This window comes from Streptomyces sp. NPDC102258 (assembly GCF_055584685.1).
Window position 1 is genome coordinate 146045 of record NZ_JBVJLO010000013.1, and the last position, 10376, is coordinate 156420.

General features: G+C 75.1%; 1 protein-coding gene. It reads left to right on the forward strand.

Translation table 11 applies throughout. The annotated features are described in order from the left end of the window. Positions 1-30: 30 nt before the first annotated feature. Positions 31-10368, forward strand: coding sequence for a type I polyketide synthase (locus ACZ6ZT_RS22595; RefSeq protein ID WP_469721568.1), 10338 nt, complete (start codon positions 31-33; stop codon positions 10366-10368). Positions 10369-10376: the final 8 nt, after the last annotated feature.

Consider the following 10376-nt stretch of genomic DNA (forward strand, 5'->3'; position numbering starts at 1 on the left):
ATCCGCATTTCTCCAGGAGGTGACGTTCCAGTGGCCGGCGCGAACGAAGAAAAGCTTCTCGAAAACCTGAAGTGGATGACCACGGAGCTGCGGCGGTCCCGCCGCCGCCTCCAGGAGGTCGAGCAGGACGCCCGTGAGCCCCTCGCGATCATCGCGATGAGCTGCCGCTTCCCCGGCGGCGTCCGGTCCCCCGAGGACCTGTGGCGCCTGGTGTCCGAGGGCGGCGACGCCATCACCGGATTCCCCGACGACCGGGGCTGGGACATCGCGTCCCTCGCGAACCCGGACCCGGACCCGGACGCCGACCGAAAGGGCACCTTCTACAACACCGGCGGCGGATTCCTCGCCGACGCCACCCGGTTCGACCCGGCATTCTTCGGAATATCGCCGCGCGAGGCCCTGGCGATGGACCCGCAGCAGCGCCAGATCCTGGAAACCTCGTGGGAGGTCTTCGAACGGGCCGGGATCGACCCCGCCGCCGTGCGCGGCAGCCGGACCGGCGTCTACATCGGCGCGGGCGCCATGGGCTACGGGTCCGACCTCCGCGAGGTCCCCGAGGGCCTCGAAGGACTCATGCTGACCGGTGGCGCGACGAGCGTGCTGTCGGGCCGCGTCAGCTACGTCCTCGGCCTGGAGGGCCCGGCCGCCACCATCGACACGGCCTGCTCCTCCTCCCTCGTCGCCCTCCACCTGGCCGGGCAGGCGCTGCGCCAGCGCGAGTGCTCGCTGGCCCTGGTCGGCGGGGTGTGCGTGATGCCCACCCCCGACGTGTTCGTCGAGTTCAGCCGCCAGCGCGGCCTCGCCGCCGACGGCCGCTGCAAGTCCTTCGCCGCCGCCGCCGACGGCACCGGCTGGTCCGAGGGCGTCGGCGTGCTCCTCGTGGAACGGCTGTCCGACGCGCAGCGCAACGGGCACCCCGTACTGGCCGTCGTCCGGGGCAGCGCGGTCAACCAGGACGGTGCCAGCAACGGCCTCACCGCCCCCAACGGGCCCGCCCAGCAGCGCGTCATCCGCCAGGCCCTGGAGAACGCCCGCCTTTCGGCCGCCGAGGTCGACGCGGTGGAGGCGCACGGCACGGGGACCCGGCTCGGCGACCCCATCGAGGCACAGGCGCTGCTCGCCGCGTACGGGCAGGACCGCCCGGCCGGCCGGCCGCTGCGCCTCGGCTCCCTCAAGTCGAACCTCGGCCACACCCAGGCCGCCGCCGGCGTCGCCGGGATCATCAAGACGGTCATGGCGATCCGCCACGGCGTCCTCCCGCAGACCCTGCACGTCGACGAGCCGACCCCCGACGTCGACTGGTCGGCCGGCGCCGTGTCGCTGCTCACCGAAGCCATGCCCTGGCCCGAGACCGGGGCTCCGCGCCGCGCGGCCGTCTCCGCCTTCGGCGTGAGCGGCACCAACGCGCACACCATCATCGAGCAGGCCCCCGAGGCGGAGGCGGCCGACGAGGCCGCGGGAGAGGCGCCCGCCCCGGCACCCGTACAGGCGCCGGCGCTGCTGCCCTGGACGCTGTCCGGGCGCAGCGCCGCCGCCCTGCGCGCCCAGGCCGCCCGGCTGATCGCCGCCCGCGCGGCGCGCACCGTCGACGCCTCCGGCCTCGACCTGGGCTTCTCCCTCGCGACCACCCGGGCCGCCCTGGAACACCGCGCGGTGCTCATCGGTCGCACGGACGCCGACCTCGACGCCGCCCTCGCCGCGCTCGCCGCCGGTGAGGAAGCGCCGGGGCTGGTCACGGACACCACGGCCGAGGGCAGGACCGCCTTCCTGTTCACGGGGCAGGGCAGCCAGCGCCTGGGCATGGGGCGCGAACTGTACGAGACGTATCCGGTGTTCGCGGACGCGCTGGACGAGGTGTGCGCCCGTATCGAACTGCCGCTGAAGGAGGCGCTGTTCGGCGCTGACGCGGCGCTGCTGGACCGTACGGAGTACGCCCAGCCGGCGCTGTTCGCGGTCGAGGTGGCGCTGTTCCGGCTGCTCGAAGCGTGGGGTGTGCGGCCCGACTTCCTGTCCGGGCACTCCGTCGGCGAGATCGCCGCCGCGCACGTGGCGGGCGTCCTCTCGCTCGACGACGCGTGCGTACTCGTCTCCGCCCGGGGCCGCCTGATGCAGGCGCTTCCGGCCGGTGGTGTGATGATCGCGCTCCAGGCGTCGGAGGACGAGGTTGTGCCGCTGCTCACCGATGGCGTGAGCATCGCGGCCGTCAACGGTCCGGCTTCGGTCGTGATCGCCGGTGACGAGGACGCGGCGGCCGCCATCGTGGAGGTGTTCACGGACCGCAAGTCCAAGCGGCTGACCGTCTCGCACGCCTTCCACTCCCCGCACATGGACGGCATGCTCGACGCCTTCCGCGAGGTGGCCGAGGGACTGACGTACGCGGCCCCCGGCATCCCGGTCGTGTCCAACGTGACCGGTGCCCTCGTCACGGACGACATGGCCTCGGCCGAGTTCTGGGTCCGCCACGTCCGCGAAGCCGTGCGCTTCCTCGACGGCGTCCGCGCCCTGGAAGCCGCCGGCGTGACCACGTACGTGGAGCTCGGGCCCGACGGCGTCCTGAGCGCCCTCGCCCAGGACTGCGTCACCGGTGCGGGCGCCGCCTTCGTCCCGGCCCTGCGCGCCGGCCGTCCGGAGAGCGAGTCGGCCCTCGCCGCCCTCGCCCGTGCCCACGCCCACGGCGGCACGGTCGACTGGTCGGCGTACTTCGCCGGCACCGGCGCCCGCCGCGTCGACCTGCCCACCTACGCCTTCCAGCACGAGCGCTTCTGGCTGGAGCCCGGCGCCGACCCGGCGGGCGACGTCAGCGTGGCCGGACTCGACCCCGCCGGGCACCCCCTCCTGGGCGCGGCCGTCACCCTGGCCGGCTCCGGCCACCTGCTGTGCACCGGCCGGATCTCGCTCCGCACCCACCCTTGGCTCGCCGACCACACCGTGGCCGGTACGGCGGTACTGCCCGGCGCCGCGTTCGTCGAACTCGCCGTGCGCGCCGGTGACCAGGCCGGCTGCGGGCACATCGAGGAACTCGCGCTGGACGCGCCGCTCGCCCTGCCCGCCGACGACGGCGTACGGATCCAGGTGCTGGTGGAGGACCCCGACGAGCGGGGGCGCCGCGCCTTCACCGTGTCCGCCGGGCGGGAGGGCGCAGTGGGCGGGGCCGGTGGCGACACCGGCTGGACCCGCCACGCGCACGGCGTCCTCGCCGCCACCGCCAGCGCCGTGTCCGATGCTTCGGACGGACTCGCCGAGTGGCCCCCCGCCGGGGCGGAAACCGTGGACACGGCCCGGCTGTACGAGATCGACGTGGATGCCGACGCCGTCAGCGGCGAAGTCCCCGTGCGCGGACCCCTGTTCCGGGCCCTGGAAGCCGTCTGGCAGCGCGACGGGGAGTACTTCGCGCAGGTCCGCCTGCCCGAAGGGGCTTCGCAGGCCGACCAGTTCGGCCTGCACCCCGTGCTCCTCGACGCCGCCACGCACGTGACCGGCACCGCTGTCGGCCCGGGCAGCGCCTGGTCGGACGTGGCCCTGCACGCCGTCGGCGCGGGAGCCCTGCGCGTCCGCGTCCGGCCCACCGGCGACGGGGCGTTCGCGCTGGACCTCGCCGACGACCACGGTGACCCCGTGGCCACCGTCGGCCGACTGACCCCGCGGGCTTTCGCCGCCGGAGCCACCGCCACCACCACCGCCGAGCCGGTACCGGCCGTGGTCCGCGAGGCGCTGTTCCGCCCCGACTGGACCCCGCTGCCGGTGCACGCCACCGCCACCGAGCCCGTCGGCGGCTGGGCGGCGCTGGGCGACACCGCTCCCGGCCGGGCCGCCCGTTACGCCGACCTGGCGGAGCTGGGCGCGGCGATCGACGCCGGCGCACCCGTCCCGGCGTACGTCCTGGCCCCCTTCACCCGGCGGGCCGACGGGCCGGACACCCTGAGCGAGGCCGCCGACCGGGCGCTCGCCCTGGTCCAGGCCTGGCTGGCCGACAGCCGCTTCGAGACGTCCCGCCTCGTCGTCGTCACCAGCGGTGCGGTCGCCGGACCCGGCGAAGGCGCCGAGGACCTGCCGCACGCGGCCGTCCGGGGCCTGCTGCGGTCGGCGGAGACCGAGAACCCCGGCCGCTTCGTCCTCGCCGACGTCCGCGGCCCTTCCCGCCTCGCCGACCCGGCCGAGGCGGCCGTCCTCGCCGCCGCCCTCGACTCCGGCGAACCGGAGCTGCTGCTGCGCGACGGAACCGTCCACGTCTCCCGGCTGCGCCGCACCGGTGCCTCTGGGGCCGCCACCGGGGCCGTCATCGACCCGGACGGCACCGCCCTGATCACCGGCGGCTCCGGCACCCTCGCCGGCATCACCGCCCGCCACATGGCCGAGGCCCACGGCGTACGGAACCTGCTGCTGCTCAGCCGACGCGGAGCCGACGCCCCCGGCGCGGCCGAACGCACCGCCGAGCTCGCCGCGTTGGGCGCCCACGTCACCTGGGCCGCCTGCGACGCCGCCGACCGCGACGCCCTCGCCGCCGTCCTGGCCGCGATCCCCGCCGAGCACCCCCTCACCACCGTGGTCCACACGGCGGGCGTCCTGGACGACGGCATCGTCACCTCCCTCACCCCCGAACGCCTCGACACCGTCCTGCGGCCCAAGGCCCTCGCCGCCCACCACCTGCACGAGCTGACCCGCGACCTGCCGGTCACCGCCTTCGTCCTCTACTCCGCCATCGCGGGCACCCTCGGAGCCGCCGGCCAGGCCAACTACGCCTGCGCCAACGCCTACCTGGACGCCCTCGCCGAACTCCGCCACCACCAGGGCCTGCCGGCCGCCTCCCTCGCCTGGGGCCTCTGGTCCGAAGCGGGCGGCATGATCAGCGGACTCGACGAGACCCAGCTGCGCCGCATGGAACAGCACGGAATGGGCGCCCTCAACGCCGCCGACGGCATGGCCCTGTTCGACGCTTCTCTGGCCTCCGGGCGGCCCGTCCTCGTCCCCGCCCGCCTGAACCCGACCGCCCTGCGCGACGCCGCCGCGCCGGGCCCCGTAGCCCCCGTCTTCCGGGAACTCCTGGGCCCGGCCGGGCGCCGGACCGCGCGGACCCGAGGTGACGCGGACACCTCGCTCGCCGAACGGCTGACCGGCCTCACCCGGGCCGAACAGGACCGCGTCCTGCTCGACCTCGTACGCTCCCAGGTCGCCTCCGTCCTGGGACACGCCTCGGCCGAACGGATCGAGCCCGACAAGGCGTTCAAGGACCTCGGCTTCGACTCGCTGACCGCCGTCGAGCTGCGCAACCGCCTCGGCGCGGCCACCGGACTGCGGCTCGCCACCACCCTCGTCTTCGACCACCCGAACCCGACCGCGCTCGCCCGCCTGCTGCGCACCGAACTGCTGGGCGCGGACGAGGCGTCCGACGCGCAGGGCGTACCCTTCGCCACCGGTGCCGGGGTTGACGACGATCCGATCGCGATCGTGGCGATGAGCTGCCGCTACCCCGGCGGCGTCCGCGCCCCCGAGGACCTGTGGCGGCTCGTCGCGACCGGCGGCGACGCCATCGCCACCCTCCCCGTCAACCGGGGCTGGGACACCGCCGAGCTGTACGCCGGACAGGACGGCGACGGCAGCGCCTTCTCCGGCGGCTTCCTCTACGACGCCGACTCCTTCGACGCCGACTTCTTCGGCATCTCCCCGCGCGAGGCCCTGGCGATGGACCCGCAGCAGCGGCTCCTGCTGGAAACCTCCTGGGAGGTGATCGAACGGGCGGGCATCGACCCGGCCACTCTGCGCGGCAGCCGCGCCGGTGTCTTCGTCGGCGCCTCCTACACCGGCTACGACGCCCAGCTGGAGCGCTCCGCCGACGTGGACGGCGTGACCGGCCACGTGATGACCGGCAACGCGGGCAGCGTCATGTCCGGCCGTGTCTCCTACGCCCTCGGCCTGGAGGGCCCGGCGGTCACCGTCGACACCGCCTGCTCGTCCTCGCTGGTCGCCCTGCACTGGGCGATCCAGGCCCTGCGGGCCGGCGAGTGCACCCTCGCCCTCGCGGGCGGCGTCACGGTGATGTCGACGCCGGGCACCTTCAGCGAGTTCAGCCACCAGGGCGGCCTCGCCCCCGACGGCCGCTGCAAGGCGTTCGCGGCGGGTGCGGACGGTACGGGCTGGGGTGAGGGTGTCGGCATGCTGCTCGTGGAGCGGCTGTCGGACGCGCGCCGCAACGGTCACCCGGTGCTTGCGGTGGTGCGTGGTTCTGCGGTCAATCAGGATGGTGCGAGTAATGGTCTGACGGCTCCGAACGGTCCGTCGCAGCAGCGGGTGATCCGTGCGGCGCTCGCCGGCGCGGGTCTGTCGGCGGCTGATGTGGACGCGGTCGAGGCGCACGGTACGGGGACCCGGCTGGGTGACCCGATCGAGGCGCAGGCGCTGCTGGCGACGTACGGCCAGGACCGGCCGGAGGGCCGGCCGCTGCTGCTGGGCTCGGTCAAATCGAACATCGGGCACACGCAGGCGGCTGCCGGTGTGGCGGGTGTGATCAAGATGGTGATGGCGATGCGGCACGGGGTGCTTCCGCAGACCCTGCATGTCGATGAGCCGACCCCGCACGTCGACTGGACGGCGGGCGACATCGAGATCCTGACGGAAGCCACCGCGTGGCCCGAGAGCCGACGGCCGCGCCGCGCCGCGGTGTCCTCGTTCGGCATCAGCGGCACCAACGCCCACACGATCATCGAGCAGGCCCCGGAGGCCACGCAGGAGTCGGCCCCGGCATCCGCCGCCGGTCCCGTGCCCTACGTGCTGTCGGCCAGGACGCCGCAGGCGCTCCGCGACCAGGCCGCCCGCCTGCTGCCCGTCGCCGAGGCCGTAGCCGACTCTGGTCTCGCGGACGTGGCGTACTCCCTGGCCACCGGCCGGGCGTCCCTCGAACACCGCGCGGCGTTCACCGCCGCCGACCGCGAGGGCGTGCTGCGCACGCTCGCCGCCCTCGCGGCCGACGAGCAGACACCGGGTCTGGTCCGCGACACCGTGTCCGGCGGAGGACTGGCGTTCCTGTTCACGGGCCAGGGCAGCCAGCGCCTCGGCATGGGCCGCGAGCTGTACGAGACCCACTCCGTGTACGCGGCCGCGCTGGATGAGATCTGCGAGCGCTTCGCTCCGGAACTGCCGTTGCGGGATGCCCTGTTCGGTACGGATGGTGATCTGCTGGACCGTACGGAGTACACGCAGCCGGCGTTGTTCGCGGTCGAGGTGGCTCTCTTCCGGCTCGTGGAGAGCTGGGGCGTGCGGCCTGACTTCCTCTCCGGGCACTCGATCGGTGAGATCGCGGCGGCGCATGTCGCCGGAGTGTTCTCCTTGGAGGACGCGTGCACGCTGGTTGCCGCCCGCGGCCGTCTGATGCAGGCGTTGCCGTCGGGCGGGGCCATGATCGCGGTCCAGGCGTCGGAGGACGAAGTCCTGCCGCTGCTGAATGACCGGGTGAGTATTGCCGCCGTCAACGGTCCGCAGTCGGTGGTGGTCGCGGGTGACGAGGATGCGGTGGTCAAGGTCGTTGAGGCCTTCGCCGACCGTAAGTCGAAGCGGCTGACCGTCTCGCACGCGTTCCACTCGCCGCACATGGACGGGATGCTGGCCGACTTCCGCAAGGTGGCCGAGGGGATCACGTACGCCTCTCCCCGTATCCCGGTCGTCTCCAACCTCACCGGGGCCCTGGTCACCGACGAGATGGGCTCGGCGGACTTCTGGGTCCGCCACGTCCGCGAAGCCGTCCGCTTCCTCGATGGCATCCGCGCCCTGGAGGCCGCCGGGGTAACCACATACATCGAGCTGGGCCCGGACGGGGTGCTCTCCGCCCTCGCCCAGGACTGCCTCACCGACGACGGCTCCGCCGCTTTCGCCCCGCTGCTCCGCAAGGGCCGGGACGAGGCGGAGACCCTGGTCACGGCCCTCGGCCAGGCCCATGCCCACGGCGTCACCGTCGACTGGGCGGCGTACTTCGCCGGTACCGGCGCCCGCCGGGTCGACCTGCCCACGTACGCCTTCCAGCCCGTCCGCTACTGGCCCGAGCCGGCCGCCGCGGGCGGGGCCGCCCCGGCCGCCGGTACCGGCAGTGCCATCGACGCCCGTTTCTGGGACGTCGTGGAGCAGGCCGACCTGGCTGTTCTCGCCGACGAGTTCGACGTCGACGGGGAGCAGCCCTTCAGCGCCGTCCTGCCCGCCCTCTCCGCCTGGCGGCGGGGCCGGCAGGCCCGGGCGGAGGCCGATGCGCTCCTCTACCGCGTCACCTGGCAGCCGTTCTCGGGCCGGGACCGGGGCGCCCTCACCGGCGGCACTTGGCTGGTCGCCGTACCGGCCGCGCGGGCCGAGGACCCGTGGGTCCGCGCCCTGACCGACCGGATGGGTGCCGACGGCGCCCGGATCCTGCCGCTTCCGCTCGACGTCACCGACGCCGAGCCGACGGTCCTGCGCGACCACCTGGACGAGCTGCTGCGCGGTGCGGCGGCGGACCTAGCCGCCGGACCGGTCAGCGGCGTCCTGTCGCTCCTGGCCCTGGACGAGCGGCCGCACCCCGAGCACCCCGGCGTGCCCGTCGGGCTCGCCCTCACCGCGGCCCTGGCCTCCGTACTCACCTCGGAGCCCACCGGTCCCGACGAGCGGATCGGCGGCGCGCCCCTGTGGTGCGTCACCCGTGACGCCGTCGCCGCCGTTCCGGGCGACACCCTCGGCGGAGCCGCCCAGGCGCAGGTCTGGGGCCTGGGCCGGGTGTTCGCCCTGGAGCACCCCGACCGCTGGGGCGGACTCCTCGACCTGCCCGAGGTCTGCGACGAGCCGGTCCTGTCCCGCCTGTCCGCCGTACTCACGGCCGCCGGTGACGAGGACCAGCTCGCCCTCCGTACCGCCGGGGCACTCGTACGACGCCTCGTACGCGGCACCACGGCGGCGGACGCGACCGGCGCCCGCCCGGAGTCCCGCTGGACCCCGCGCGGCACGGTGCTCATCACCGGCGGCACGGGCGCCCTCGGCCGCCACGTGGCCCGGCACCTCGCCGAACGCGGCGCGGACCACCTGGTGCTGGTCAGCCGCAGCGGCGCCGCGGCGCCCGGCGCCGACGGGACGCGGACGGAACTCGAAGCACTGGGCGCGGCCGTGACGCTGGCCGCCTGTGACGTCACCGACCGGGACGCCCTCGCCGGACTGGTCGCGGGCCTCGCGGCCGACGGCACCCCCGTACGGGCCGTCGTGCACGCGGCGGGCATCTCCCAGCCGCCCGGCACCGGCACCGACCTGCCCGGCTTCGCCCGGGTCGTCACCGCCAAGACCGCCGGCGCCGTCCATCTCGACGCCCTGTTCGACACGCCGGACTCCCTGGACGCCTTCGTCCTGTTCTCGTCCATCGCCGGTGTCTGGGGCAGTGGCGGACAGGCGGCCTACGCCGCCGCCAACACCTTCCTCGACGCGCTCGCCGAACGGCGCGCGGCCCGCGGGCTCGCCGCCACGGCGGTCGCCTGGGGACCGTGGGCCGAGGGCGGCATGGCCGCCGAGGGCGACGCGGAGGAACAGCTCACCCGGCGCGGACTGCCGCCCGTCTCCCCGGCCACGAACCTGACGGCCCTGGACCGCGCCCTCGCCGGCCGGGACGCCGCCGTCACCGTGGCCGACGTCGACTGGGCGCGTTTCGCACCGGTCTTCGCCGCCGCCCGGCCCCGCCCCCTCGTCGGCGACCTGCCCGAGGTGCGCGAGGCGCTGCGCGGCGAGGCACCCGGCGGCGCGGCCGCCACCGGTGACGCCACGGCGGCCGACGCCGGCGCGGCGCTCCTGCGACGGCTCACCGAACGGTCCGGGGAGGACCGCGACGCCCTGCTCCTCGACCTCGTGCGCGAGCACGCGGCGGCGGCCCTCGGCCACCCCTCCGCGGACGCCGTCGCACCGGACCGGGCCTTCAAGGACCTCGGCTTCGACTCGCTGACCGCCGTCGACCTGCGCAACCGCCTGGGCGCGGCCTGCGGCCTGCGCCTGCCCTCCAGCCTCGTCTTCGACTACCCCAACCCCCAGGCCCTCACCCGCCACCTGCTGCGCACCCTCCTCCCGGAGGGAAGCGGCGGCGACGCGGCCGCGGCGGCCGTCGCGGACCTGGACAGCGACCCGCAGGACGCGGAACTGCGCCGCACCCTGGCGACCATCCCGATGGGCCGGATCCGCGAAGCGGGCCTCCTGGACACCCTCCTGGGGCTCGCCGGATCCGGCACCGAGGCCACCTCGGGGCCCGGCCCCGAGGCCGCCGACGCCGGGGACTCCATCGACGCGATGGACCTCCAGGACCTCCTCGACCTCGCCCTCGACGGGGGCGGCCTCGATGACGACGGCCCCACCGGCGACACCACCACCAGCAACAGCAACTTCTGACGTGCCCG